General features: G+C 61.0%; 27 protein-coding genes and 2 tRNA genes. 19 read left to right on the plus strand and 10 right to left on the minus strand.

The genetic code is table 11. From position 1 onward, the window contains the following. The first annotated feature begins 43 nt into the window (after positions 1-43). The 3 genes from LAC81_RS07705 to LAC81_RS07715 all read left to right on the plus strand — a co-directional run bounded on the left by LAC81_RS07705 (position 44) and on the right by LAC81_RS07715 (position 1,894). Positions 44-553: a hypothetical protein gene (locus LAC81_RS07705; RefSeq protein WP_223727341.1), complete on the plus strand. Its 510-nt coding sequence runs from the start codon at positions 44-46 to the stop codon at positions 551-553. 71 nt (positions 554-624) lie between these two features. Then, entirely contained in the window at positions 625-1,044 is a 420-nt protein-coding gene (locus LAC81_RS07710; RefSeq protein WP_223727342.1) for a hypothetical protein, read from the plus strand. A gap of 181 nt (positions 1,045-1,225) precedes the next feature. Beyond that, a complete protein-coding gene (locus LAC81_RS07715) occupies positions 1,226-1,894 on the plus strand; it encodes a DUF6441 family protein (RefSeq protein ID WP_223727343.1) in 669 nt (222 codons plus the stop codon). A 7-nt stretch (positions 1,895-1,901) separates the two neighbouring features. On the opposite strand, the gene LAC81_RS07720 is transcribed toward LAC81_RS07715, so the two are convergent. Then, entirely contained in the window at positions 1,902-2,213 is a 312-nt protein-coding gene (locus LAC81_RS07720) for a hypothetical protein (RefSeq protein WP_223727344.1), read from the minus strand. Between the two features lie 111 nt (positions 2,214-2,324). On the opposite strand from LAC81_RS07720, the gene LAC81_RS07725 reads away from it, so the two are divergent. The 7 genes from LAC81_RS07725 to LAC81_RS07755 are packed head-to-tail and all read left to right on the plus strand — an operon-like array spanning position 2,325 to position 11,469. Continuing rightward, entirely contained in the window at positions 2,325-5,666 is a 3,342-nt protein-coding gene (locus LAC81_RS07725; protein WP_223727345.1) for a phage tail tape measure protein, read from the plus strand. A 3-nt stretch (positions 5,667-5,669) separates the two neighbouring features. After that, positions 5,670-6,101 carry a hypothetical protein gene (locus LAC81_RS07730; protein ID WP_223727346.1) on the plus strand — a complete coding sequence of 144 codons (432 nt, stop codon included), beginning with the start codon at positions 5,670-5,672 and terminating at the stop codon, positions 6,099-6,101. After that, on the plus strand, positions 6,102-7,862 hold the full coding sequence (locus LAC81_RS07735) for a hypothetical protein (RefSeq protein ID WP_223727347.1): 1,761 nt from the start codon (positions 6,102-6,104) through the stop codon (positions 7,860-7,862). It abuts the gene before it with no gap. A gap of 10 nt (positions 7,863-7,872) precedes the next feature. Then, the gene (locus LAC81_RS07740; RefSeq protein ID WP_223727348.1) at positions 7,873-8,301 is read left to right on the plus strand and encodes a hypothetical protein; all 429 of its coding nucleotides are present in this window, start codon (positions 7,873-7,875) and stop codon (positions 8,299-8,301) included. Next, complete coding sequence (locus LAC81_RS07745; protein ID WP_223727349.1) at positions 8,301-9,119, plus strand: hypothetical protein; 819 nt, start codon at positions 8,301-8,303, stop codon at positions 9,117-9,119. The genes LAC81_RS07740 and LAC81_RS07745 overlap by 1 nt, the downstream gene beginning before the upstream one ends. Positions 9,120-9,130: 11 nt before the next feature. Further along, positions 9,131-9,691: a hypothetical protein gene (locus tag LAC81_RS07750; protein ID WP_223727350.1), complete on the plus strand. Its 561-nt coding sequence runs from the start codon at positions 9,131-9,133 to the stop codon at positions 9,689-9,691. Further along, a complete protein-coding gene (locus LAC81_RS07755) occupies positions 9,691-11,469 on the plus strand; it encodes a LamG domain-containing protein (RefSeq protein WP_223727351.1) in 1,779 nt (592 codons plus the stop codon). Before LAC81_RS07750 ends, LAC81_RS07755 begins: the two co-directional genes overlap by 1 nt. Here the strand turns inward: LAC81_RS07755 and LAC81_RS38300 are convergent. Next, a complete protein-coding gene (locus LAC81_RS38300) occupies positions 11,466-11,597 on the minus strand; it encodes a hypothetical protein (protein ID WP_268906797.1) in 132 nt (43 codons plus the stop codon). The genes LAC81_RS07755 and LAC81_RS38300 overlap by 4 nt on opposite strands. 97 nt (positions 11,598-11,694) lie before the next feature. Between LAC81_RS38300 and LAC81_RS07760 the strand changes: the two genes are divergently transcribed. The 4 genes from LAC81_RS07760 to LAC81_RS07775 all read left to right on the plus strand — a co-directional run bounded on the left by LAC81_RS07760 (position 11,695) and on the right by LAC81_RS07775 (position 14,099). Continuing rightward, on the plus strand, positions 11,695-12,111 hold the full coding sequence (locus tag LAC81_RS07760; RefSeq protein ID WP_223727352.1) for a hypothetical protein: 417 nt from the start codon (positions 11,695-11,697) through the stop codon (positions 12,109-12,111). A gap of 52 nt (positions 12,112-12,163) precedes the next feature. Further along, complete coding sequence (locus tag LAC81_RS07765) at positions 12,164-13,024, plus strand: glycoside hydrolase family 19 protein (RefSeq protein WP_223727353.1); 861 nt, start codon at positions 12,164-12,166, stop codon at positions 13,022-13,024. 2 nt (positions 13,025-13,026) lie between these two features. After that, positions 13,027-13,452 carry a hypothetical protein gene (locus LAC81_RS07770; protein WP_223727354.1) on the plus strand — a complete coding sequence of 142 codons (426 nt, stop codon included), beginning with the start codon at positions 13,027-13,029 and terminating at the stop codon, positions 13,450-13,452. Between the two features lie 263 nt (positions 13,453-13,715). After that, complete coding sequence (locus LAC81_RS07775; protein ID WP_223727784.1) at positions 13,716-14,099, plus strand: DUF1515 family protein; 384 nt, start codon at positions 13,716-13,718, stop codon at positions 14,097-14,099. 98 nt (positions 14,100-14,197) lie between these two features. On the opposite strand, the gene LAC81_RS07780 is transcribed toward LAC81_RS07775, so the two are convergent. Beyond that, positions 14,198-14,611, minus strand: coding sequence for a hypothetical protein (locus LAC81_RS07780; protein ID WP_223727355.1), 414 nt, complete (start codon positions 14,609-14,611; stop codon positions 14,198-14,200). Positions 14,612-14,649: 38 nt separating this feature from the next. After that, complete coding sequence (locus LAC81_RS07785) at positions 14,650-14,859, minus strand: hypothetical protein (RefSeq protein WP_223727883.1); 210 nt, start codon at positions 14,857-14,859, stop codon at positions 14,650-14,652. Positions 14,860-14,952: 93 nt separating this feature from the next. Between LAC81_RS07785 and ligD the strand changes: the two genes are divergently transcribed. Beyond that, on the plus strand, positions 14,953-15,921 hold the full coding sequence (gene ligD, locus LAC81_RS07790) for a non-homologous end-joining DNA ligase (RefSeq protein WP_223727356.1): 969 nt from the start codon (positions 14,953-14,955) through the stop codon (positions 15,919-15,921). 3 nt (positions 15,922-15,924) lie between these two features. Here ligD and LAC81_RS07795 read toward each other — a convergent pair whose 3' ends face one another. Together LAC81_RS07795 and LAC81_RS07800 are read right to left on the minus strand one after the other, a co-directional pair. Beyond that, positions 15,925-17,253 carry a DUF6538 domain-containing protein gene (locus tag LAC81_RS07795; RefSeq protein ID WP_223727357.1) on the minus strand — a complete coding sequence of 443 codons (1,329 nt, stop codon included), beginning with the start codon at positions 17,251-17,253 and terminating at the stop codon, positions 15,925-15,927. Positions 17,254-17,421: 168 nt separating this feature from the next. Beyond that, positions 17,422-17,496: transfer RNA gene (locus LAC81_RS07800), tRNA-Asn, on the minus strand. A gap of 158 nt (positions 17,497-17,654) precedes the next feature. Here LAC81_RS07800 and LAC81_RS07805 point away from each other — a divergent pair. Together LAC81_RS07805 and LAC81_RS07810 are read left to right on the plus strand one after the other, a co-directional pair. Further along, the gene (locus LAC81_RS07805; RefSeq protein ID WP_223727358.1) at positions 17,655-17,948 is read left to right on the plus strand and encodes a hypothetical protein; all 294 of its coding nucleotides are present in this window, start codon (positions 17,655-17,657) and stop codon (positions 17,946-17,948) included. Positions 17,949-18,135: 187 nt separating this feature from the next. After that, positions 18,136-18,858, plus strand: coding sequence for a thermonuclease family protein (locus LAC81_RS07810; protein ID WP_223727359.1), 723 nt, complete (start codon positions 18,136-18,138; stop codon positions 18,856-18,858). Between the two features lie 228 nt (positions 18,859-19,086). Here LAC81_RS07810 and LAC81_RS07815 read toward each other — a convergent pair whose 3' ends face one another. Continuing rightward, positions 19,087-19,776 carry a methyltransferase family protein gene (locus LAC81_RS07815; RefSeq protein ID WP_223727360.1) on the minus strand — a complete coding sequence of 230 codons (690 nt, stop codon included), beginning with the start codon at positions 19,774-19,776 and terminating at the stop codon, positions 19,087-19,089. Between the two features lie 95 nt (positions 19,777-19,871). On the opposite strand from LAC81_RS07815, the gene LAC81_RS07820 reads away from it, so the two are divergent. Next, on the plus strand, positions 19,872-20,318 hold the full coding sequence (locus LAC81_RS07820) for a hypothetical protein (protein WP_223727361.1): 447 nt from the start codon (positions 19,872-19,874) through the stop codon (positions 20,316-20,318). Between the two features lie 182 nt (positions 20,319-20,500). Here LAC81_RS07820 and LAC81_RS07825 read toward each other — a convergent pair. Further along, positions 20,501-20,574 (minus strand) — tRNA-Cys (locus LAC81_RS07825). Positions 20,575-20,957: 383 nt separating this feature from the next. Between LAC81_RS07825 and LAC81_RS07830 the strand changes: the two genes are divergently transcribed. Further along, the gene (locus LAC81_RS07830) at positions 20,958-21,290 is read left to right on the plus strand and encodes a hypothetical protein (RefSeq protein ID WP_223727362.1); all 333 of its coding nucleotides are present in this window, start codon (positions 20,958-20,960) and stop codon (positions 21,288-21,290) included. An 85-nt stretch (positions 21,291-21,375) separates the two neighbouring features. On the opposite strand, the gene lexA is transcribed toward LAC81_RS07830, so the two are convergent. Both lexA and LAC81_RS07840 read right to left on the minus strand, forming a co-directional pair. After that, on the minus strand, positions 21,376-22,101 hold the full coding sequence (gene lexA / locus LAC81_RS07835) for a transcriptional repressor LexA (protein ID WP_223727363.1): 726 nt from the start codon (positions 22,099-22,101) through the stop codon (positions 21,376-21,378). Between the two features lie 225 nt (positions 22,102-22,326). After that, positions 22,327-22,578, minus strand: a complete 252-nt coding sequence (locus tag LAC81_RS07840) for a hypothetical protein (protein WP_223727364.1) — start codon at positions 22,576-22,578, stop codon at positions 22,327-22,329. Positions 22,579-22,821: the final 243 nt, after the last annotated feature.

Genomic DNA, 22,821 nt, shown 5'->3' on the forward strand with positions numbered 1-22,821 from the left:
CCGGCCTCGCCGGTTTTTCCCATCATCCACAAAGGAGACCGAAATGGTTGCTTCTCCCAGCATTGACAACCTTGGCATTCTCAAGGGCATTCTCAAGTTCACGCCGTCGGGCGGCACGCTCCGGGATCTGGGCGAAGCGCCCGAAGTGGAGATCACGCCCGCTATCGAAAAGCTCGATTATCGTAGTTCCCGTTCCGGTGTCCGCACCAAAACCAAGTCTGTCGTCTTGGAAAAAACGCTGACGCTGCGTGCGGTCCTCTCGGAGCTGAATGCTCAGAACCTCGGTCTGTTGCTGATGTCCGAGGCGACGACAAACTCCGCCGGCAACCTGGAACTCGACATTTTCAGTGAGTCGGAGGTCAAGGGGGCGATTAAGTTCGAAGGCACGAACGATATCGGCAACAAGATCAACATGACTTTGCCCTCCGTGTCGTTCGGCCCGTCCGGATCCCTGAACCTCATCTCCGATGAGTGGGGGCAGATTGAGATCACCGGCGAAGTGCTGACCGTGAACGGCAGCTTTGGCACGCTCGAGGTCATCGACGAAGAGTAGGCCTCTCAATCTAAAAAAGCGGCGGCCATCGCCGCCGCTTGTCCTTTCATCCAAACCAACAGGAGACCCGCATGGCGGGATTGCTTGATATCGCTCCGGTCGCCGAGACCGTCACCATCAATGGCACTGCCGTCGAGGTGATTGGGATTTCGGCCGAGGGCATCGCCTATTTGTTCAACCGTTTCCCGGAAATCCGTATGGCTATTACCGGACGGAAAGTTGACGCCGATCGCTGGTCAAATATTGGCGCGGGCGCTGTTGCGGCGATTATCGCGGCGGGCTGTGGTGGCCTCGGAAGCGAGGCGCACGAAAAGAAGGCAGCAAGCCTGCCGGCCGTTGCGCAGGCGGACCTGCTCGACGCGATTATGAAGACGACGATGCCGGGTGGCCCGCTCCCTTTCGTTCAAAGGCTGATGGGAATGTTCGACCTCGACGGCGTTCCATCAAATACGGCGCCGGGTACGAAATCGCCGAAGGGGTCGAAGCCCTAATCGCGATGGGGCATGCGCCAGCGGCGGTCTGGCAATACACGCCGCGGCAGATTGCTGGGTTCCTTCATTTCGCATCCATCCGTCGCCGCCGTGAGCGGGCCGATGCCCTGGCAACCGGCTTCAATGCATCGCGCGGAAAGCCGCAGGATGTGAAGCAGCAACTGAAGGCTTTGCAGAAGGAATGACGCGCGGGATCACGATCACGGTCAAGGCGATCACCGAAGGCTTCGATGTGGCTCTGCGGGAGAAGTATCGCCCATTGGCCGAGGCGGGGCAGGAGACGATCATCGAGATCGCCAACGCCATCAAGAACGCAGGTCGCGCAGAAATCGCGGCTGCTGGATTCTCGGCGCGCTGGCAAAATGCGCTGCGCGCCGACGTCTACCCCAAGCGCAAGGTGTCGTTGAACGCGGCGACGCTGGTCTTTCACAAAATCCCTTACGCGGACGTTTTTGAAACCGGTGCCACGATCAGAGGCAAGCCGACATTGTGGCTTCCGCTGTCTTCGACGCCTAAGAAACTTGGGCGCTATAAGATGACGCCAGAGCGGTATTCAAAAGAGGTCGGTCCGCTCACCCTGTTAAGGCGGCCAGGAAAGAAGCCGCTGCTAGCGGCGAAAATGGCGGTCAGTGGCCGTCAAGCTGCATCGGGTGAACTAGGCAAAGTAACGTTGCCAAAGCTTCGCAAGGGCGCTTCCGGGAGCGGTGTCATCCGTTCTGTTCCGCTCTTCGTTGGCGTCGACAGCGTCACGATCCGAAAACGGTTCGGTTTGAGTGAGGTCATCGAGCGTGAGGCGGGCCGGATCGAGGCGGTCTTTACCGGCAATGTCGCCAAGAAGTTCCCGGATTGACCGAGGCCTATTTCGGGATGAGCAGGTTCTTCGCCATCGTTCCATTTGGGCCGAAGGCTTCAATCCCCTTAGAACACGCGAAGGTAGATAGGGGCATAGCCGTCGATACGATCTTATCGACCCTGCGATGAAACTCACGCTTGGCTTCTTCGTCTCCGAGGCCGGAAACGACCATCATCTCCGCAGCTAGCTTCGTGTTGAGCGTGCTGTGCTTGCAAAGGATCGCGTTGGCGGCCGCGGTAGCGATACCGTCCATCACGCCATCCTGAAGCTCCGAGTAGGCTGCCTGCGCTGCTAGGATTACAGCAAGTATCTTCATTGGCCCCTCTCATTCGACGACGGAGGGGTCCATCCATTCACGCAACCTCCGCGCACAAATCATGCACCAGCGATCGACGAACGTCGAATCGTGTCCGCACGGGAAGGCATTATGGCCCGCAAAACAATCAAGCAGCGCATCGCACTGGACGGGGGCAAGGAGCTTCAGCGGGAACTGGAGCAGCTTGGCGACAAGGGCGCAGCGGCGTTCAAGTTGCTTCAGGAGGCGGCAAACCAGGTCAAAGGTCCGTCGTCTGCCTTCCTTCAGTCGCTGGAGCAGGCGTCTCAAAAGCTCGATGCCTTCGGCAGAAAATTCCGCGACCTCGGCCAGCAGATGCGCGACGTTGGCAGCAGCTTTACTGCGAAAGTCAGCCTGCCGATTGCCGGTCTTGGTGCTGGCATCCTGAAAGTCGCAGGCGATTTCGAGTCCGGACTAAACCGCATCCAGGCCGTTTCGAGCGCGACCGGCGCTGAGATGGAGAAGGTACGCGAGCTGGCGCTGCAACTCGGCGCCGATACTGTGTTTTCCGGCAGGCAGGTGGAAGAGGGGATGGAATCCCTTCTGAAAAATGGGCTTGCGCTCGAGCAGGTGACGGGCGGAGCGATCCAGGGCGTGACGAAGCTCGCCGCCGCAACCGGCTCGGAGCTGGCCGGCGCCGCGGACGTTGCCAGTGACACCATGCAGAGCTTCCGGCTGGGAGCGGAACAGTTCAACACGTCCGTCGACCAGATCGTCGGCACACTTACTGCGTCAAAGTTCGGCTTCGACGATTACAAGCTTGCGTTGGGTCAGGCCGGCGGTGTTCTCGGTGCGCTCGGTGTCAGCTTCGAGGATTTCAATACCGTTCTGGCAGCCACATCGAACCTGTTCTCGTCAGGCTCCGATGCGGGCACGAGTTTCAAAACCTTCATGACGCGCCTGGTGCCGCAGTCGAAAGACGCGGCGGCGGCGATGAAGGAATATAATCTCCAGTTTTTCGACGCGCAGGGCAACATGCGATCGATGGCGGAGGTTGCCGAGGAACTGCGGACGAAGCTAGCGGGCCTCTCAGATGAGGATCTGAGCAAGACGCTGACGGATATCTTCGGTGTTGATGCTCTGCGCACCGCTGTCGGTTTGATGCGGAAGGGCGCTGATGGCCTCCGGCTCGTGCGTGAAGAAATCGCCAAGGGGGACGCCGAGGCGCAGGCGACCTCGCGCATGCAGGGGTTCAATGGCGCGCTCGAGCAGCTCGGTGGATCTCTCGAAACGCTGGCAAACCGCGTCGCGGATGCGGGACTTCTGAAATGGGCGACCGATCTGGTAAAGGGGCTGGATGGCCTCGTCGACCGGTTCTCTAAAACCAATCCTGCAACCTTTAAATTCGGGACCGTGCTGGCCGGCGTTGCCGCTGCGATCGGCCCGGTCATCTTTGGACTTGGTTCGCTGGTGGCGCAGGTCGGATTCGCATCCATCGGCTTTGCGCGTATCCTGGATCTGATCCGCGCTGTCAGGGTAGGCCTGATTTCGATGCAGGGTGTGATGCTTGCGAGCGGATGGCTTGCAGCAGTCGCCGTCATCGGTACCGGCATCGCGCTTTGGGCCAGCAGTACTGACGCCGCGACCAAGGCGATGGAGACGCATGAGGGCGTCGTTGGACGCGTCGAAGAGGCCTATCGAAAGGCGGGCTTCCAGGTCGCGAAGATGGCGCAGGATGTGCGCGATCGGCTGCTGCTCGAGACGCGTGCGGCATTGGAGGAGACGAGCAAGCAGCTTGCAGAATCTCTTTCGGCGGCACGAACTGAACTGACGCAATGGGAAACCGACGAAGCCTTTGCGCAGCCTCTGCTCGCTCTCGCCAAGCGGTTTTCCGACAGCAAGATTTCCGTCGAGGAGTTTCAGGCAGGTGTCGCCCGGCTGGCCGCCACAGACCCGCGCCTTGATTGGCTTGCTTCCAACATGCTCCGCATCACCGACGAATCCGCAAAGCTGAGCGGAGCCGTCAAAGAGGACGCCGACAAGGTCGCTCTTCTCAAGGGTGAAATGTCCGACGCTAGCTTTCAGGCGCGGAATTTCTCCGAAGAACAGCGGGCTGCTGCCGCGGCAGTCTCGGGGGCCGGCGAGGCGGCTGCGCAGACAACTCAAAAGGTCGAGGCTCTCGGCAAGACCATCACCGTCCATTCGAGTGACGGAGATAAGGTCGTGAAGCAGACCTTTTCCCTTGTTGATGGCGTCGCAAAGGCGGTCGATACGAGCAAAAAGAACCTCGACGATGTTGGTGAAAGTGCCGATCAGGCAGGGAAAAAGATCGCGAAGGTCAAGAATGACGTTTCGGACCTGATTATTCATGTCCCTGATGAATTGAAGAGCCAGGCCAGCCCGGCGGAGACGCTGACAGAAGGGCTTGACCAGGTCGGGCCGGCGGTGTCCTCGGCGGTAGAGGGATCGAAAGAGGGTATCGCATCGGTTGGCGAAGCCTGGAAGGCTAGCGGCGAAGCTGCTGCCGGAGCTTTCGCGGGGGCGTCTGAAAACACGAAGATCGCGGTCGATGGCGTGATCGCTGAAGTCTCTCGCGTCCAGCCGGCGGTGCAGGCGGCGCTCGCTGGTGGTGCTGTGCAGCAGCCCGGCGAGGAGGGGCAGCAGCAGGCGGCGGGCATCGCCGATGCGCTTGCAAGGCCCTTCGAGGACGGGCGCGACAGGATCGGCGTTGCGCTGCAAGAAGTGCCAATCAAGCTCACCGTTGCTGTCACGGCGATCCAGGCAACGATTGCCGAGGCCTCGGCCGGGCTTGGCGAGGGCCTTGTCACGCCGTTCGACACGGCCGCGACTGGGATTGCGCAGGTGCTCGAGCGCATGGTTTCGGTGGTGCAGTCGCAATTCGACGCGGTGCTTTCCGCCGTTCAATCGGCGGTCGCCCAGCTGCAGTCGTCCGTCGCCAGCCTCGAGGCTCTTGCGTCTCGGGCGGAAGCGGCGGCCGCGCGGGTTCGGGCTGCAAACAGCGATAGCGGCGAGCGGCGTGCCAACGGCGGGCCGATCGGCGTCTTGCACCGCGCCGGCGGCGGAGCTGTTTCCGGGCCGGGGACAAGTACCAGCGACAGCATCCTTTCCTGGCTTTCGAACGGCGAATTCGTCGTTCGTGCAGCCGCGGTAAAGAAGTACGGGCTCGATCTGCTTTATGCGCTGAATGGCATGCGGCTGCCTAAGAAGTTGCTCGAGGGGTTTGCCGCTGGCGGCGCGGTCGACTTCTCGGGCGTCGTCTCGCGTCTGACCGATGGCATGCGCATGCCGCGCATGATGCCGGCGCTTGCCGAGGGCGGAGCGGTTCCAGCCGCAAATGGTCTGCGGCCGTTGATCCTCGATTTCGGAGGGGAACGGTTTGAGACCTTCGCGCCTGAAGACGTCGCCGATCGCCTGGCGAAACATCAGGGCCGCAAGGGGCTGCGCAAGGCTGGCAAGAAACCGGGATGGAGGTGAGGCATGGCAAACGAAACCGTGCTTGTCATGGCAGGTATCGGCGTCGCGCCCTATTCGGCGCGCGGCCTCGAGCAAACCCTCCAGCCAATCAGCGGCGCCGGCCAGTTACGCCGGACGATCAACGGCACACTTGTCGATCTGTCAGAAAGCCAGATGCGTAAATTCACGTCGACGATCAGCGGGTCAGATCAGCTTTCACCGGCGCTGAACGGAATCTGGCCGGGGCAGGCGGTGACCGTCGATTGTATTGCGGAGCTTTGTTATCCGACCTCCGGCGGCTCGCCGGATCGCCCGGTTGTTTCCGGATCTCCGCGCGTCGAAGGGGCGATGACCTATTACCGGCCGCAGCTGTCGATGATGGTGACGGACTGGCAGCTGCGCGAGGACGAATATGGCCGGCAGGTTTCCTGGACGTTGCAGCTCGAGGAAGTGTGAATGACGACGTTCTATTTCGCCTGGGTCGACGAGACCGATACCAGCTTCGATAGCGCGTATTTGCGCGAGGACGAGCAGGCGCTGGCGTTCGAATTGAGCCAGGCCGAAGGCGAGTTTGCAGCACTGACCGTCGACATCCGCAACCCGCGCAAGGGCCTGCTGCATCCGACGCGTAAGCAATGGGCGTGGCTGTCGGCGGACTTTGGCGATACTGCCGGCGGACAGCCGCTGTTCTTCGGACGTCTCGTCGCCATGCCGGAAGAGATCATCGGCAATGCCGTGCGGCTCACCTTCGCGGCGCGACCGGTCGACTATGCCGCCGCCAAGGCTGCGGCTGCTGATCCGCTCAAGGTCGAGCCCTATTGGGATCCGGTATGGATCACGCCGGAGTTGCTGGAAGATCCGGATGCAGTGCTCGAAAGCCGAGCAGCGCTCTGGCACATCGACCGCGTAACGCATGCCGTGACCATCTCTGATGTGCTCGAGGCAGAGGATGGCGTTATCGATCTTGGCGGCAACGTCATGCGTGATAGCGTCGAGCTTTCCTTTGGCGTAGCGCCGGCGACCAAGATCACCTGCGAGGCCGTCGTCGGCTGGGATCAGACCGCAACCGGCGAGTACGATCTCGTTCCTGCGCTGATCGTCGCCTTCCGCACCGCCGGCACCTCTACGGCGAACATGATCTCGTCCTTCACGGGGCAGGGGCTGATGGAAGACTGGCCGAAGGCCGGCGCCAATATCGGCGGCGGCTGGTCGTTCGGTCAGTCCTCGATCAGGCGGGCTGACGGGTTCACGGTGCCCCTGGACTTTCAAACGCAGGTCTTTGTCGGCGGAAATGGCTGGTTCGGGCAAAAGGCCTCCTGGCCCTGCTGGAAGATGCTGCCGACGCTGACCGCCAAGTTCGATGTCAGCCGCACGCGCCGCGAGGTGCTGCGCTTCACGATGACGGCCGACGCCCAGGCCTTCATTAGCGATCCTGATGAAGCTGAACCGCTGATGCTTTCCCTGTCGTCGGACCTGGTCGGCGAGCCGATCGATCCTGGCGGGGTGCTGCCGATCGGCGCCCGTTCACGCCGGGCCTACTTCACGACAGAGCGCGGCCGGCGTTCGGCGGCCTATCTTATCGCGGTCTGCCGGGCACGGTTGCGGGCGCGGGCGCGTTCGGTCGAGATCAAGGGCGAGACGTCGCTTGCCGCCGGCGTGGCCTTCTCTTGCCGTAAGGCAATCCGTGTCGAGGATCCGCGCCTGCCGGGCGGCGCGGCTGTCGGCAAGATCATCTCCTATTCGCTGTCCATGAGCGGCGACAGCGGCAAGCCTGTCGCGGGCTTCGTCATCGGCTGCAGCATCGGCAAGGGCAACCCGGTCTCTGCGGCGACCGGCACGCCGACCTATGCCGAGGAAGGCTATGCCGAGACCGGCTGGCAGTTTTACACCGGCGCCTCGTCGTCTGTCGTCTCGGACGAAGTGACGATGGCTGACTTTTCCAACGTTCCGCCGAACGATGACGGGCTCGACTTCGATCACCTTACGGAGGCGCAGGTGATCGACACCTTCACCGTCTTCAATGGTGAGGCGGAGCAGCGGGCGTTAATCGCGGCCTATAGCTCTTCGTTTGAAGGCGTCGCAGCGGCGCTCGACCAGGCTTTCACAGAGGTCGAGCTGAAGCTGAAGCCGATCAGCAAGGGGCCATTCGAGACGGTGTACGACGTCACGGTCAGCGCGCTCGCGCTGCCGAAGACGATCGACCTCGAGGCGGCGTGAGGGCAGGACGATGAGCGGGACATTTTTCGGCGGCGGCTACGGCTTCAGTTCTCCCTCGGAGGACAATCGCGGGGATCGCTTTCTGGCGCGGCTGCTGGCGCGCAAGCCTTCCGAGGACCAGGAGGCCGAGGCGCTGGTGCGCTGGGGTGCTGCATCCGACTTCATCCAGGCGATGAGCGGGCAACCCTTTTATCCGTCCATCAACACGGTGAACTGGCCGGAGTTTCCGGGCGGTCAGGAAGGCGAGGAAGAGGAAGAGCAGGAAAAGGAAATCCCCGTCATCGACTGGACGGAAATGTGCCGCACGACGTCGGACGTTCGTGTCGAAAATCCTGACGATTCCGAGCAATACGTCATCGTGCAGCGGATCGAGGCGGTCGTCTTCCAGACCCGCAACGGCGAGCGGATCCGGCTCAACTTCCGCAATGGAGCTGTCTGATGCCGGGTTCTGCCAGTGATCCCGTCATTCTCGATCCGTTCCGCACCATCATTGAGGTCGGCTGGCGGAGCGTGCCGGAATATATCGAGATCCTGATCCCAATTGGCTCCGCCATCGCAGGTGACGGCCTGATCGCGTGTCCGGCCTTTTACCCGACTCCCTTTCCTTATTCCGGTGTCAATTTGACGGATACCTACCTGGTTTCCTACGTCGTCGACAACGTGATTGATGCGGGCGCGCCTTATGCACTTTCCGCTGCCGGTTACTGGCGCACGCATAGCAGGACGTTGACCGTCGATAGCGGCGAGCATCCGGTTACGATCTCGGGTGTTCCGGCGGGGCCGTTCATTAACGTGTCGCCGGGCGCGTGGACTTACACCTATGTCGGTCTGGCGAGTAGCAGTGGCTGCGGCGTGCGCATTGCGGCACTCACGGCGGACGCCTTCGAGGATCCGGACTATCCGGGCATCGGCGACTTTTTGACTACAACGTCGCAGCCGTTGGCTATGCTTGCGCATCAGATCACGGGCGCGCCGGAGTGCGGTTATCAGGATCCGGGACCGCCACCGACGAACTATATGCCGTCACAGACGGCGCCGGATACGGGCACCGGGGCCGATCCTGATCCGAACGTGTTCTTTGCTGCAGCCGCCACAATCGGCACTGCCACCTTGAGCTTCGCCGGGATCGCCGTCAGCTATCGCGGCGCCACCTATAGTCCAGTCGCCATCTCCGGATCGACTGAGAATGAGTACCTGGTTGAAAACGGCGCCATCACGATTTCCGTGCTCTGCAAGCGCGATCCTGTCACGCCTTAAAGGACCTCTAAATGACGCTCACTTATCGCACGTCCGGCGCCTGGGGCTCCGGCAAGGGTTCCAATCTGACCGCCGCAGAGATCGATGGAAACACCCATGAACTCGCCGAGCGCGTGGCGGAGCTCGAGGGCAGTGCTCCCGAGCCGAACCAAATTTCCAACATCACGCAGGCCGGCAACACGATCACCATTCACCTCGAGGATGGATCGACCTTCGGGCCGTTCATCCTGCCGCGGCCGGTGCAGCGGCCGACGCAGGCGGTCGACGTGACGGATGACACGCTGACGCCGGCGGTTGCGCAAGCGATGTACTATTTTCGCTGCGCTCACGGTTTCGGCTGCGAGATCACCATTCCCGCCAATTCCACCCATGCCTTCCTCGTCGATGCTGAACTGCACTTCCGGCAGAGTGACGCTGGGCCGCTGACCTTCGTTGCGGCGGATGGCGTGACGTTGAACCTGATCGATGGCTATTCCGCGGCGACCGATCGCCTCGGGGCGGTCGTGACGGTGAAAAAGGTCGATACCGACACATGGGATGTATTCGGCCTCCTGGCGCCGGAGACACCGTAATGTATGGCGCTGTTGCATCCCTATTGCTGCTGCCGCCGGTCGTGTCGCCGTTTTTCGGTCAGGTCTTGCTCTGCGGCTTCGATGGCTCGGACGGCGCGACCAGCGCGCCGGATGAGAGCGTGCGCGCACATACCCTGTCATTCGTGGGCAATGCGCAGCTCGACACGGCGCAGTCGAAGTTTGGCGGCTCGTCGCTGCTGCTCGACGGCACGGGCGATGCGGTGCTCGTCGACAACTCGCCGGACTTTCTTTTTGGCGATGGCGAATTCACGGTTGAATTCTTCGTCCGCTTCAATTCGATTTCACCGAACCCTTACCTGATCGGCGTCTATGACGTTTTCGGCGAACGGTCGTGGGCGATCGCCAAAGGCGCCGGCGGATCTGGGAAGTGGCAGTTTCTCGCATCGACTGGCGGCTTCAACGGCGATTCCACGCCGATCGATGCAGCCGCAACGACGGTCACCGGTCAGTGGTATCACATCGCCGTCGATCGTGATGCAAGCGGCGTGCTGCGCCTGTATCGCGACGGCGTCATGCTGGCGAAAGCGACTTACGCGGATGCCTTGCATCCTTCGATTGGCAAGTTGTCGATCGGCTGCAACACGAGCAACGGAAGCGCTAATGCCGGCTTCCACGATGGATGGCTCGAGGAGATCCGCGTCACGAAAGGCGAGGCGCTCTACGGGTCCGATTCCGGCTTTACCGTGCCAACTTCGGCCTATCCTCGGCCCGGTGCTCCGGCTGTGTTGTTGGCGGAAACAGGCACGTTAAGCTTGGCGGGCAATGCGGCGACGCTGAAGCGCAGCCTCGTTATGCCGGCTGCGAATGATGCCTTTGCCCTCGCGGGTAGCGCCGCCGTATTGCTCAAGGGTGCGCGCCTGTCGGTCGTGAACGGTACATTTACGCTGACTGGGGTCAATGCCGCTTTCCTGCGCTCGCTGAAGATGGCGGCGGGTTCCGCTGCCTTCACGGTTACCGGCAACAATGCCGGGCTGTCGACCGGTCATCCTGACCTTGTTGCGGATGCCGGGGCGTTCACGATCACCGGAAATGCGGCGGCTCTGTCTCGTGCGCTGCGCATGGCGGCGAGTGCGGGTTCGTTCTCGCTGGCCGGCAATGCGGCCGCGCTCCACAAGGCACTCAACCTGCTTGCTGCTTCCGGCACATTCACGTTGACGCGCGTCGGCAACGCCTTCAAGCGCGCGCTGGTCATGTCTGCCGTCAAGGCAACATTCACCCTGACGGGGAATGCGGCGACGCTGACCTATGGCGGCGGAGCGACATGGCAGACGGTGCGGAATAGCTCACTGTCCGGCAACTCGACCGGCTGGAGCGGATACACGCTCCGCTGCTTCTTGGACAAGAGTCTGTACCTCGTGTCCGGCGGCACTCAGATACGCGTGACTTTCCAGCCGGGCTCCACGGCCGGCTTCACGATTGACAATGCATTCATCGGCCATGGCCACCCCACGAATGACGACTACGATTTCGAGACGACGCCGACCCGGCTGACCTTCAGCGGCGCGAACGGCGTCACGACCTCCGCTGGTGTGGACGTTGTCTCAGATGGTGTCGCCTTCGTCCTGGATTCGGCTAAGGACCTGGTCGTCTCGGTGCACTTCAGCGCGGCGTCGGCCGTCGGCGGCCGGTCGGGATCAGGCCTGACAGAGCGCGGCTACTACAAGAGTGGGGTCAGCGAGGCCGCCACGGTGGACGTCACGAGCTACACCAACTCGAACCAGGCATACATGGTGAAGAAGATCGAAGTGCTGCTCTAAAGACCGACGCCCAAAAAACCGATCGGCCAGTCAAACAGCGCGGCTACCAGCATCATGAATGCAGCCAGCAATGCGGCGGCGAGGGCGGCGTGCTCCAAGGTCGATCGGCGCTGCTTCCCCTTAAACATGTCGATAGCAATTTCCTCCCGGCTGCGTTGCACAACTTTACGACGGCGCGGGCAGAAATCAACTGCGCGTTAGGCGCGATCTAACAGGAGACAGGCAATGGCATCATTCAACAAGTTCAATTCGTTCGTCGAGGCGCTGGCCGAGAAGGTGCATAACCTCGGGTCTGACCAGCTGAAGGTAGCGCTGTGCGCGGCCGCAAACGCGCCGGTAGCCACCAACACCCAGCTGTCGAACCTGACCCAGATCAGCTACACGAACCTCTCTGCGCGCGACATCACGACGTCCGCGTCTGCGCAGTCGTCCGGAACCTATAAGCTGACGCTGACTGACCTGGTATTGACGGCCTCGGGTGGTTCCGCCGCAGCCTTCCGCTATGTGGTGCTTTACAACGACACTGCCACCAACGACGAGCTGATCGGATGGTATGACTACGGCGCCGACCTGACGCTCGGCAACGGCGAATCCCTGACGATCGACTTCGACGGAACGAATGGCGTTCTGACGCTGGCGTAATATTTCGGCGCCGGCCCGCGTCGCACTTCTTTCATCCCTAAAGGGGTTCTCCATGCAGCTTGCTGAATTGAAGCGCTTCGCGCCGGCCGCGAAGCATACGATGCTGTCTGGCCTGATGCAGGCCTGGCCGCAGGCAGAAGCCGCCGGTATGGTCACGCCGGCGCGCATCTGTCATTTCCTGGCGCAGTGCTTCGTCGAGAGCCGGGGCTTTACCGATGTCGAAGAGGATCTTTCCTACTCGGCGAAGCGCCTGGTGCAGGTCTGGCCGAAACGCTTTCCGACAATCGAGAGTGCTGCGCCCTATGCGCACAATCCGGAGGCTCTGGCGAACAAAGTCTATGGCGGCCGGATGGGCAACACCGATCCTGGCGACGGCTGGAAATTCCGGGGGCGCGCCATCAAGCAGATCACCGGTCGGGCGAACTATAAAGCCTGCGGCGAGGCGATCGGTATCGATCTCGAGAAAGATCCGGACGCGCTCTTTGATCCGACGATCGGGGCGAGGGCTGCGATCTGGTACTGGTCGCAGGCCGGCTGCAATCGCTTCGCCGACCAGAACGATATCCGCGGCCTGACGAAGGCGATCAATGGCGGCTTCAACGGCCTCGCCGATCGGCGCGCCGCGTTTCGCAAGGCGGTGGCGATCTGGGGCGAAGATGACGTCGCAGAGACGGGGCGCAAGACGGCGGCAACGAGCAATATCGGCAGGGCATCGCTTGCGGCCGGGGGCCTGTCGCTCGCCGGCGTCGGCGGTCAAGCCTATGAGGTGGCGCAGGCAGTCGACAGCGGCCGCTCGATCGCCGATGCGTTCGGCGTCTCGATGTTCACGCTCGGGCTGCTGATCGTGATCATCCTCTTGCTGATCTACATCTTCCGGGACCGCCTCTTCATCTCGAAGTGGGAAGGGTTCTAAGGATGGGTGCATTCCTGCTCTGGATCGCCCGCCAGATCGGCATCACCGGCTGCGCCGTGCTCCTGCTCCTCGGCTACTACGAGGGAATTCCGGGCCTTCGCGATATTCCCTTCGTCGAGCGGATCCCGGTCGTGCGGGAATTCGTCGCTGGCCGGGTGGCGACGGCCTCGGCCGACGCAGCAGCGCGCGCGACAAAGAACCTGGTCGGCCGGGTCGAGCTGACCGCGGCCGAGGCGCGCGTCAAGGTGCTCGAGGTGCAGCTCCTCATTCACAAGCAAATGGCCGAGGCGGAACGCCGGCAGGCAGAACGGGCGCGGGAGCAGGCCGAAACCGCGCGCCGGGATTTGGAGGCGAAAATTGCGGAAGATACGGCGGACGATGGCGGGGCTTGGACTGCTGGTGATGACGAGTGGATGCGCGCACGATGAAGCCGCGCGTGTTGATGCGCCCGCCGCCGAGCTGGGGAAACTCTCGGCCGGCGTTCACCTTCCGGCCTGGCCTGCTTACTGCAGCGATCCCATGCCCGCCGTGGTTCCAAAGGTGGGCGAAAAATACCGATGGGCGCAGGCGCGGTGGGAAGTCGTCCGCGATCAGGAAAACCGTCGCATCGAATGGTGCGCCGAGCACTACCGTGCAACCGCCGAGAGCTTTGCACGAAGTTCGCCGTAGCGACCCTTCGGCGTATGGGGGCATGCAGTCCGAAGGTAGCGAGCGCGCAGAGGGGATCGAATTGGAGACACTCGAGGCATCCGTCCATCATCAATTGGGAATATTGCTTGCGGAGGTGCAGCACCTTCGCGAGGATCTGAGAAAGTCGGAAGACAAGTCCGACCGCAGCCGCAGCAAGATGCACGAACGTGTCGACGCCCTGGTCGATCGCATCGCCAAACTCGAAACGGCGAACACCGGGGCGCAGGCTGAAATCAAGGAAATGAAACCTGTCACCGAACAGGTGAAGAAATGGCAGTTGATGGGGATGGGCGCGCTCGGCGTCGTCGGGATCGGCGGCGCCGCTATGGGGGTGACCTTTGGCGACGCGATCCGACGGCTCTTGATGTTGCTGATGTCGAAGTAAAAGGAACTTTCCGGCCTGGCCGACGTTGTCCGCCATACCCTTATAGATGTCCATAAACTGGCCCTCCCGCCCACGGAGGGCCTTTTCTTTTTCAGGGGCTAGGGTTCGATCTTCCCATTCTTCGCCACCAGCACGATCCGCGCACCTTCGCGCAGGATCAGGCGGCGGTTACTGTATTGCGGCACCAGCGCATCGAAGGCGGCGCGGGCTGCACGGATATTGTCGGCGCCGGCAAGTGATCGCGTGCGCTTGCCGGCGTCGTCCGTTTCGTCGATCGCGTGGTGGAACTTGTCGCCGAAGAAATTAGGCCGATCGATATCCGGCATATCCTCGATCTGATGTTCCTTGCCGACCTCGCAGAAGAACTCGCCGTCGCTGTTGCGCAGCCAGGCGATGATCGGCCGGCCGTCGAGCTTGCCTTTCGCCTGGAAACAGATCTGCCATTCGGATTTCAGTCGCACGAGTTTCAGGTCTGACCGGTAGGGGATTTCCATATTAAGAGCGCGCGCCATCGCGGGCACCTTGCCTTTCAATTTTCGCCGCTTTGGTTTCAGGAATGGCGCGCCGCGCGCCGTGGGTATTTTACTACCGGCCGGGCGGCCAGGTGTTGTGCTTGTGTTCGAAGCAAAACCAGTTCGGGGCGGCCTTGCCGATCGCAAAGCCAAAGCCTCCCCATTTCTTGCAGCCGTCCCGGATGCTCGCACCAATGTTCGACGAGCACTGAATCCGTCTTCGGTTCGGTGCCTTTTTCGTCGTTCATGATCTGCCCTTTCGCTTGCTGGCGTTCTCAATATGTTCTCATGGCGGCAAGAGTCAATGAGACGTTTTCGACGAACTGTGCGTTAATGCCGAAATGGCCCGTACGCCCTCGAGGAAAACGCCCGAACCGCAGCCCGCCGACCCGATGCCGGCATGGGCTCCGCCCTGCGTGGCGACCCTTGCCAGCAAGCCACCGGAAGGCCCTGCGTGGGCCTATGAGGTGAAATGGGATGGCTATCGGATCGCGCTTCATATTGAGCCCGACCGCCTGCGGATCCTCACGCGCAACGGCCACGACTGGACGGCACGCTTCCCGGCGATCGTCGCCGATGTGCCGCAGCTCGGCGTCGCCAGTGCCATCATCGACGCGGAAGCCGTTGTCCTGGATGATGAGGGCCGATCTGATTTTCACATGCTCGAGCGCGCATTGGGACGCCGGCCGGCGGGGCGCGGATCGTCCGACTTCATCGCCATGGCCTTTGACCTCCTTTACCTGGACGGTCGCGATCTCCGCGGGCTTCCGCAAGCCGAGCGGCGGCAGTTGCTCGAGCCATTGATCTCTGGTCACGGCGGGGCGCTCCGCCTTTCCGAAGAGATCGAGGCCAGCGGCGCCGATAGCTTTCGGGCCGCCTGCGAACTGAAGCTCGAGGGGATCGTCTGCAAGCGGCGCGACAGCCCGTATAGATCCGGCCGGCGACCGGAATGGCTCAAGGTCAAATGCGCACGCCGCGACTTGTTCGTGATCGTCGGCTTTGAGCCGTCGTCGCCAGGCAAGATCCGCCGGCTGCTTCTGGCGGCAAGGAAAGGGCAGGGCCTTGTCTATGCCGGCAGCGTCGGAACCGGCTTCACCAACAGGATGTCACGCGAGTTGCGAGAGGCGCTCGAGATGATCGCCACGGCGTCGCCGGCGGTGGCGCTGGATCGAAAGGGGGTCGTTTTCACCGAGCCCCTGTCTGCCGCAGAGATCGAATATCGAGGCTGGACGGCGGATGGAAAATTGCGCCACCCGTCATTCAAGGGCGCGCAGAAGATTTCGCGGGCTGTGAAGGTCTATCGCTTCTAAGGATCATGCGGCCTCCGGCCAAGCGAATTTGATTCCCTCGAGGAAAGCCTGCCGGCGTTTCATCTCCGGGCCATCGCCATAGCGCGGCCGTCCGAATTCGTGGCCCATCAAGTCCGCCTGCATTCGATCGGAGCAATTGGCGTTTTCGATGCGGTCCTGGAAGCTGTGGCGCAGAGAGTAGACCGTGTGATCATCGGTCGGCATCAGTCCGTTGTTTCGGAGAACCTTGTTGATCAGCGCTGATGCGGAGTCTGCGTTGTCCTGGTATTTCGCGAAGCCGTTCGGACGCTGGCGCATCGCCCAGAGCGAGACGCCGACGAGAGGCACGCGGCGAATGGAATAATCACTCTTCTGCCGGCGATCGCTGCGCTCGGCGACCTCGATGTGCGGCACCTCATCGTCGAGGCGGATATCCTGCGGTCTGAGATTGCAGATCTCACCGAGCCGGGCGCCAGTCTCCACCATCGTGTAGACGACCAGGCGGGCATCGTCGTCGAGCATATCCATCGCGCCAGGCAGCAGGATCTTGTCGGTGATCCACTGGTTCGGGAAAGGCGGACGGCTGCGGCCCTTGGTGGCGTTCGTCTCCCTGATGCGGGCCTTCTCCCATACCGCGTGGTAATTCGTGTGCAGGGCCGCGTCTATGGGCGTGAGCATGCCCATGATGTCGCTGAACGATCGATTGGCCGTGTCGGCCTTCAGTCCCTCGTCGATGATCTTGTCGGTCCACCATTTCCGAAACTTCAGAACATCGGGGCGTCCGATCGCAGCTAGCTCGAGATCCTCCATGACGGCGATCGCATAAGTGATCGCGCGCTCGCGTGAGACCTTGTGCTTCCTCAGCTGGTTTTTGGACATTCCGGTCAGGCCGGCCGCGTTGTGCTGCTCGTAGAGCGTCCAGATGCTGCTGAGGCGCGGCGCGGGCTCGTCGATGGTTCCGGCCGCCGCGTCGACAATCATCTGTGACCGGTCGAAATTCTCGGAGACGACGAGCAGCCGTTTTTCAAGCTCCTCGAGGGGAAGTGCTGCAACCTCGGCAGCTGGCCGATAGGTAAAGCCGAGCGACTGCGCAAGCCTCACGGCCGCCTCGTATCGGGCAAAGGCTGTTTCGTTGTCGTTGCCGGCCAGAAGCGCTCGCCAAAAATTTTCTGCCGCATCGTGAATCGCCTGTGCCCTGTCGATCGCCTCTTTCAGGATCTTTGTTTTGAGCGATTGTTTGATGTGAGTTCGCTTGTCGAGGTGAGCGACCTCGAGCGGAACGCGCCGATAATAGCGATAGATGCCGCTGGCCGGGTGCTTCTTTACGAATTGGGAAACGTCATCGGAGCGCATGGGGATCGCTTTTCGGGGGGCTCTGTAGTCCGAAATGTACCCAAAATGTAACCAAAATTGCAAGCTTTGCAAGGGAAGCGGCGGGGCTTGCGCCTTATGGACCTGCCGTAAGGCATTGAAACCGCAAAGAAAAAGGGCCGTTCAGTTAAGAACGACCCTTTTAGAAAGTGGCTCCCCGGGCCGGATTCGAACCGGCGACCTGTCGATTAACAGTCGAATGCTCTACCGCTGAGCTACCAGGGATCATCCGCGCCGCTGTTTGCTGTGCGCTTCAGAAGTGAGGCTGCTAATACGCATGCTTTTCTGATTTGCCAAGCGGTTTTTTCAAAAAAAGTGACAAGTTCGGTTGCGAGGCTGTGGAGAAGTCCCCAATTGTGGGAAAAGACGCCGGATAGGGAATGATGAACAAAAACAGGAAGCAGATGCATTTCGGTATCGATCCGCAGACACGACAGATCGTGCTCGGCAAATGGCGCATCACGCTGCCGGAATCGCCACTGCTACGTATCCTGTTGGGTTCGCTCCTAGTGTTCTGCGGCTTTCTCGGCTTTCTGCCGGTGCTCGGCTTCTGGATGATACCGCTCGGCCTCATCGTCCTTTCGCACGATCTCCCATCCGTCCGCCGTCGCCGCCGCCGTCTGGCGGTCTGGTGGGCGCGCTGGCGCGGGCGGGCAAACTCGTCGAAGGGGTCGTGAGCCAAAATTCGTCGCGTCCGTCTCTCGGTGGCCGTGTTCGTCCACGCCGAACCGCACCGACCTGTCTCGTTCGATTCTCCTGCCACTTGATTCTTTCCGAGCCTGCATCTGGCTATTGAGGGGCTGCCGAAAACTTTTCGGCAACGCATCGAACGCATAATGCGGTCGCGAATCAGGATGAGGATGCATGGCCAAAGCCACTACGAAACGTCGAACCAGGAACTCCGGCCGGAGCAGGGGCAAACAAGGCGGTATGGCGCCGTGGTATCTGGCCGCCGCAGTTATCGTCGGCGGCGTAGTCGCCTATGATCATCGCGCCGAGTTGAAACACTGGCCGGTGGTATCGGATGTCGTGGCGTTTACGTCCCGTCATGATTCGAAGCCGAAGCCTGTACGTGTCGCACAGAAAGCGGACGAGCGTCCCGCGCAGCAAGCGGAGAAGCAAAAGCCGAATCCCGCGACAAGAGTTGCGCTTGCAGCTCCCGTGCCGTCCGTCGACGTCGGCGCGAACGCGCCGACACCCGCAGTGCGGCCGAGTGCGGAAGTCAAAACGGCATCGATCCGCACGGATCAGTTTTATTTCTGCGGGATTCGCAACGACAACTGCGTGATCGACGGCGCCACCTTCCTCTACCACGGAGAAACGATCCGCGTGGCGGACGTCGACGCACCGCGTATTCGCCAGGCAAGCTGCGACAAAGAGCGTTCGCGCGGCTTTTACGCCAAGCAGCGCCTGCGCGAACTGCTGAACGCAGGTGACTTCAGGCTGGAAACGTCGAACAGTCGTCAGGACGCCAAGGCCGGTGAAAAGTTGCGGCTGGTCACCCGCGGCGATCAATCCATCGGACGCGTCCTCGTTAACGAGGGACTGGTGCGGCCGTGGACGGGACACGCGACGCCCTGGTGCTGAGGCCGATATTTGCGGAACCGCAATGCCTTCGAAGGAAGACATTGCCGCAGCACGTTTCACTAATGTGGAGTTTTTTGGAAGCCTCAGCTCACGCGGTAGTGGTGTGATGATGGCCTCCTGACTGGATCGTCGCCTGTCCCGCCGATCCGCCGCCTCAACCGGTTCTGGCGGCAACGGCTCTGGCGTCGTGTTCGTCCGGTATCAGTACGAGAAAATCCCACCTTGGCTTCACTGTGCTGATCGCAGCTTACCCGCGTTCATGAATGGAAGAATGCGCGGGACGTCGAGCGCATAGGCAGGATAACCGGGGAACGCAGTCTGCAATACTCGTTCCTCGTTGATCATTCTGCGAATTTGCAGCAGCCACTGGACACCCCCAAGAAGTACTGACCAGACCGAAAGATTGAGGACGATCAAGCCGATCATGGCGATCTCTTCCGTTAGATAGAGCGGGTGGCGAACAATCGAGTAGGGTCCGCCCGTGATCAAGGTCCGGGCCTCGGGCATGATGCTGAAGGCGCGACCGAGCCAGAAAAGAACGACGGCTGACGAAACCATCCCGACCACGATCATAGCCGTGCCGGCCATTTGGAGCGCCAAACTTGTATCGGCGGGCTCGGGCAAGTATGCGATCAGGCCGAGAAGAAATGTTCCTGCCATCGCAGTCAAATAGGGTTCGAAGCCGGTGGCGGCTCTGATCGGCGGCAAGCGGGTAATGGCTACCACGCAGACCATTCCGAGGAATAGGACGGTGGCGGCGGTTGAAGTCAACGCCAAGACGTCAGCCGACTGCAACTCGTCTTTCGCTACGATTTGCGCGGCGTGAACGATGCGCCGCAACATCGCGATCGTAAAATACGCGCAGATACCGAACCTGCCGATGTAGTCGGCGGCGAGCAACATTCTACCCTTCAGCATCCAAATACCTCCCCTCTATCGCCGGTAAGAATGCCACGGTTGCGAGCGGCTTCAAGCGTAACTTTAGAAGTTGCTTAATTCAGAAGGTGGACGCCATGCTGTGCCGCCGCAGCGACGGGAAGGAACCCACGCTTAAGCCGCAGCGCGACTATGTTTTGCTGGCGACGATGTCGAAATACGCCGGCGAGGGATTTGTGCGATCTTTGACGGGTTTGGTGTCTCGGAACCCTTTCCGCGCCACGCCCAATTCGGCAAGGAGGCGCCTCTTAAGGGACGACAGACAGCATCAGGAGTACCTGTTGAGCCTCGAAAAAATCGCGGAGGTTGTCGTCGGAATCGTGCTCGCCGAGATCGATGTGAAGGGCGAGCGCTTCTTGCGGAAGGTGATGGAGTGGCAGCGTGACCGATCCCGTCGTGACCCTTATGGACGCTCACAGGGCGGCCCTGAGGGCACTATGACAGCCTTCGGCAGAGATGGTGACCTGCGACGTGTTTGTCGGCGCCGCGAAGGGAACCGGGGTTCAAGCACCTACAGCTGGTGAGCGGGTTTCTGGCTCGGGGTTCGCATTGAACATGTCGCATTTCATGTCGTGTGGATCCGCCGTCGCCTCGTGGAAGTGCAGGGAAAGCAAAGGATTCTCGCAGCAACATAGCGTTACGCGGAAGCGGTGTTTTTTCCGCTTCGCGACGACTGCAACATATTGATTATATTGGTGAATGTATTTGGAGGCCTCGCCCGGAATTGAACCGGGGTACAAGGATTTGCAGTCCTCTGCGTCACCACTCCGCCACGAGGCCTCACGGCTCGGATAACCGAGCGTTGGCGGGGATTTAGAATGATTGCAGAAAATCCGCAAGAGGCATTTTCGGAAAAAGCACAAAGCGAATTTGCGGTTCGGGCGCTTTCCACAGGCAGAACGTCCGGCAAGGCCGATTGCTCCTGCCCAGCGAGCAGCAATGCTTCAAGAAGAGGTCGGAACGATTACCTTCCTCAGCTTACTCCGGGTTGCGACGCGTAGGTGCTTTCGCTCAGGCATGCCACACGCCCGCACAAGCCACGTCTTCTAAGCCCCGTACGGATCTTATCGCTTCGGTGAAATCGGTAGAGGGGGAACGATGACTCCGCTGACATCAGCCGCATCGGTAGCGTCCGTCATCATCAAACGGAGGCAATGGCTTATATGAAGACGAAACTTGTCCTGACGGCGTTAATCCTCTTTGCTGCGACCACATTCGAGGCGCGGGCAGAGGACCTGGTTTTCAAGCTGAAGAACAACACAAGTGCAGTTCTGACCAATTTCTACACGTCGCCGGTAGGCGTCAACGAGTGGGAAGACGATGTTTTCGGCCGGCAGGTTCTGAATCCCGGCGAGAACATGGAAATCACCATCGCTGACGGCCGGGATGTCTGCAAGTACGACATGCGCTTCGAGTTCGAAGAGGATTCGGGCCTCGATACGACCGAAGATACGCAGGACCTTTGCGAACTCGGCGAATACACCATCCACGAGTAGGCGACGCGTTATCGGATGAACAAGAAGAACCTCGCTACCGCAAGCGGCAGCGAGGTTCTTCCGAGTACCAGATTTTTATCTGGGATCAGTGGTAGCGGCGGATCAGCCCAACGAGCTTGCCCTGGATCTTCACACGATCAGGCCCGAAGATCCGTGTCTCGTAGGCAGGGTTTGCGGCCTCAAGCGCAATCGATGCGCCCTTGCGTCGGAATCGCTTCAGCGTCGCTTCCTCGTCATCCACGAGCGCCACGATGATGTCGCCGGGGTTGGCGGTATTGCCATTTCGGATGATCACGGTGTCGCCGTCGAAGATGCCGGCTTCGATCATCGAGTCGCCCTTGACTTCGAGGGCGTAGTGTTCGCCGTTGCCGATCATGTCGAGCGGAACGGTGATGTCGTGCGTGTTGTTCTGGATCGCCGAGATCGGCACACCGGCAGCGATGCGGCCCATGACCGGCACGGAAACTGATGTGTTTTCGGCCACCGGCGCCGGCTTCGGTGGTGCGGCAGGGGCTGCCGCCGCCGGCTTGCCGAGGCTTCCCTCGATCACGCTCGGCGAGAAGCCGCGACGTGGCTGCTGCTGGCTGGACGCGTAGGCTTCCGGAAGCTTGATGACCTCGAGCGCGCGGGCCCGGTTCGGCAGACGGCGAATGAACCCGCGTTCTTCGAGCGCGGTAATCAGACGGTGGATGCCGGACTTCGACGCTAGGTCGAGCGCATCCTTCATTTCATCGAATGACGGTGGGACGCCCGACTCCTTCATGCGTTCGTGAATGAACAGAAGCAATTCCTGTTGCTTGCGGGTCAGCATGGCACGTCGCTCCAGAAGGCGTGAAACAAATCAAGAACAGACACTATCTGTTCCATATGTGTTCTGCAAGTGCCTAAAATTCCGTGAATTCAGTCAATTGGCGGGACTGCGCGTGCCGGTTGGTCACTTTTACGGGAGCAAAGCGGGTTTTGGTGATGATTGTGTGGTTGGAAACGACCGTATTGGACTGCGTCGAGCGAATCGCGAGCGTTCTGATGGCGAGGGTCAGGCCGGCTGCGTGGCGGCGCAGGCGTCTTCGAATTCCTTCACCGTCTCTGCGCTGTTGTCTTCGGGAAGCACCGCGTCCGCCGCATCGGTCGCGACGGGCGTGTCGCCGTCATAGACGAACGACTGGATGTAGAACGCAATGGCACCCTTCCACACGTTGCGTCCATCAATCTGGTGGCAGGGGACGGCGGTTTCGAAGTCCGTCTGGAGTTCATCGACCGTGGCGGCACTGAGCTTGACGTCAGGCATGTTAGGCGATGCGACTATCGAAGCGAGAAGCAGGGCGGCAAGCACGGTGATCGTCCACTTTGAGGCAAGGGTGGCACTACGGGGCGGTTAACGATGTGAACCGCGCTTTCGTTCCGAAGTCCAGCAAACTTGGCGATCACTCTCACGTGTTCAACAGGTCTTTGAGTTCAGGCTGTGACCGGTTTGCGCCAGAGGTGCGCGGCGGCAGGGCCCGTCGATCCTGGCGCGATTGGCCGACTTGCG

This window comes from Ensifer adhaerens (assembly GCF_020035535.1).
Lineage (GTDB): Bacteria > Pseudomonadota > Alphaproteobacteria > Rhizobiales > Rhizobiaceae > Ensifer.

What these genes read in the sequence shown, in the direction of transcription:
- LAC81_RS07705 (WP_223727341.1), top strand. Translation starts at nt 44, where the DNA reads ATGGTTGCTTCTCCCAGCATTGACAACCTTGGCATTCTCAAGGGCATT.
- LAC81_RS07710 (WP_223727342.1), top strand. Translation starts at nt 625, where the DNA reads ATGGCGGGATTGCTTGATATCGCTCCGGTCGCCGAGACCGTCACCATC.
- LAC81_RS07715 (WP_223727343.1), top strand. Translation starts at nt 1,226, where the DNA reads ATGACGCGCGGGATCACGATCACGGTCAAGGCGATCACCGAAGGCTTC.
- LAC81_RS07720 (WP_223727344.1), bottom strand. Translation starts at nt 2,213, where the DNA reads ATGAAGATACTTGCTGTAATCCTAGCAGCGCAGGCAGCCTACTCGGAG.
- LAC81_RS07725 (WP_223727345.1), top strand. Translation starts at nt 2,325, where the DNA reads ATGGCCCGCAAAACAATCAAGCAGCGCATCGCACTGGACGGGGGCAAG.
- LAC81_RS07730 (WP_223727346.1), top strand. Translation starts at nt 5,670, where the DNA reads ATGGCAAACGAAACCGTGCTTGTCATGGCAGGTATCGGCGTCGCGCCC.
- LAC81_RS07735 (WP_223727347.1), top strand. Translation starts at nt 6,102, where the DNA reads ATGACGACGTTCTATTTCGCCTGGGTCGACGAGACCGATACCAGCTTC.
- LAC81_RS07740 (WP_223727348.1), top strand. Translation starts at nt 7,873, where the DNA reads ATGAGCGGGACATTTTTCGGCGGCGGCTACGGCTTCAGTTCTCCCTCG.
- LAC81_RS07745 (WP_223727349.1), top strand. Translation starts at nt 8,301, where the DNA reads ATGCCGGGTTCTGCCAGTGATCCCGTCATTCTCGATCCGTTCCGCACC.
- LAC81_RS07750 (WP_223727350.1), top strand. Translation starts at nt 9,131, where the DNA reads ATGACGCTCACTTATCGCACGTCCGGCGCCTGGGGCTCCGGCAAGGGT.
- LAC81_RS07755 (WP_223727351.1), top strand. Translation starts at nt 9,691, where the DNA reads ATGTATGGCGCTGTTGCATCCCTATTGCTGCTGCCGCCGGTCGTGTCG.
- LAC81_RS38300 (WP_268906797.1), bottom strand. Translation starts at nt 11,597, where the DNA reads ATGTTTAAGGGGAAGCAGCGCCGATCGACCTTGGAGCACGCCGCCCTC.
- LAC81_RS07760 (WP_223727352.1), top strand. Translation starts at nt 11,695, where the DNA reads ATGGCATCATTCAACAAGTTCAATTCGTTCGTCGAGGCGCTGGCCGAG.
- LAC81_RS07765 (WP_223727353.1), top strand. Translation starts at nt 12,164, where the DNA reads ATGCAGCTTGCTGAATTGAAGCGCTTCGCGCCGGCCGCGAAGCATACG.
- LAC81_RS07770 (WP_223727354.1), top strand. Translation starts at nt 13,027, where the DNA reads ATGGGTGCATTCCTGCTCTGGATCGCCCGCCAGATCGGCATCACCGGC.
- LAC81_RS07775 (WP_223727784.1), top strand. Translation starts at nt 13,716, where the DNA reads ATGCAGTCCGAAGGTAGCGAGCGCGCAGAGGGGATCGAATTGGAGACA.
- LAC81_RS07780 (WP_223727355.1), bottom strand. Translation starts at nt 14,611, where the DNA reads ATGGCGCGCGCTCTTAATATGGAAATCCCCTACCGGTCAGACCTGAAA.
- LAC81_RS07785 (WP_223727883.1), bottom strand. Translation starts at nt 14,859, where the DNA reads ATGAACGACGAAAAAGGCACCGAACCGAAGACGGATTCAGTGCTCGTC.
- ligD (WP_223727356.1), top strand. Translation starts at nt 14,953, where the DNA reads ATGGCCCGTACGCCCTCGAGGAAAACGCCCGAACCGCAGCCCGCCGAC.
- LAC81_RS07795 (WP_223727357.1), bottom strand. Translation starts at nt 17,253, where the DNA reads ATGCGCTCCGATGACGTTTCCCAATTCGTAAAGAAGCACCCGGCCAGC.
- LAC81_RS07805 (WP_223727358.1), top strand. Translation starts at nt 17,655, where the DNA reads ATGAACAAAAACAGGAAGCAGATGCATTTCGGTATCGATCCGCAGACA.
- LAC81_RS07810 (WP_223727359.1), top strand. Translation starts at nt 18,136, where the DNA reads ATGGCCAAAGCCACTACGAAACGTCGAACCAGGAACTCCGGCCGGAGC.
- LAC81_RS07815 (WP_223727360.1), bottom strand. Translation starts at nt 19,776, where the DNA reads ATGCTGAAGGGTAGAATGTTGCTCGCCGCCGACTACATCGGCAGGTTC.
- LAC81_RS07820 (WP_223727361.1), top strand. Translation starts at nt 19,872, where the DNA reads ATGCTGTGCCGCCGCAGCGACGGGAAGGAACCCACGCTTAAGCCGCAG.
- LAC81_RS07830 (WP_223727362.1), top strand. Translation starts at nt 20,958, where the DNA reads ATGAAGACGAAACTTGTCCTGACGGCGTTAATCCTCTTTGCTGCGACC.
- lexA (WP_223727363.1), bottom strand. Translation starts at nt 22,101, where the DNA reads ATGCTGACCCGCAAGCAACAGGAATTGCTTCTGTTCATTCACGAACGC.
- LAC81_RS07840 (WP_223727364.1), bottom strand. Translation starts at nt 22,578, where the DNA reads ATGCCTGACGTCAAGCTCAGTGCCGCCACGGTCGATGAACTCCAGACG.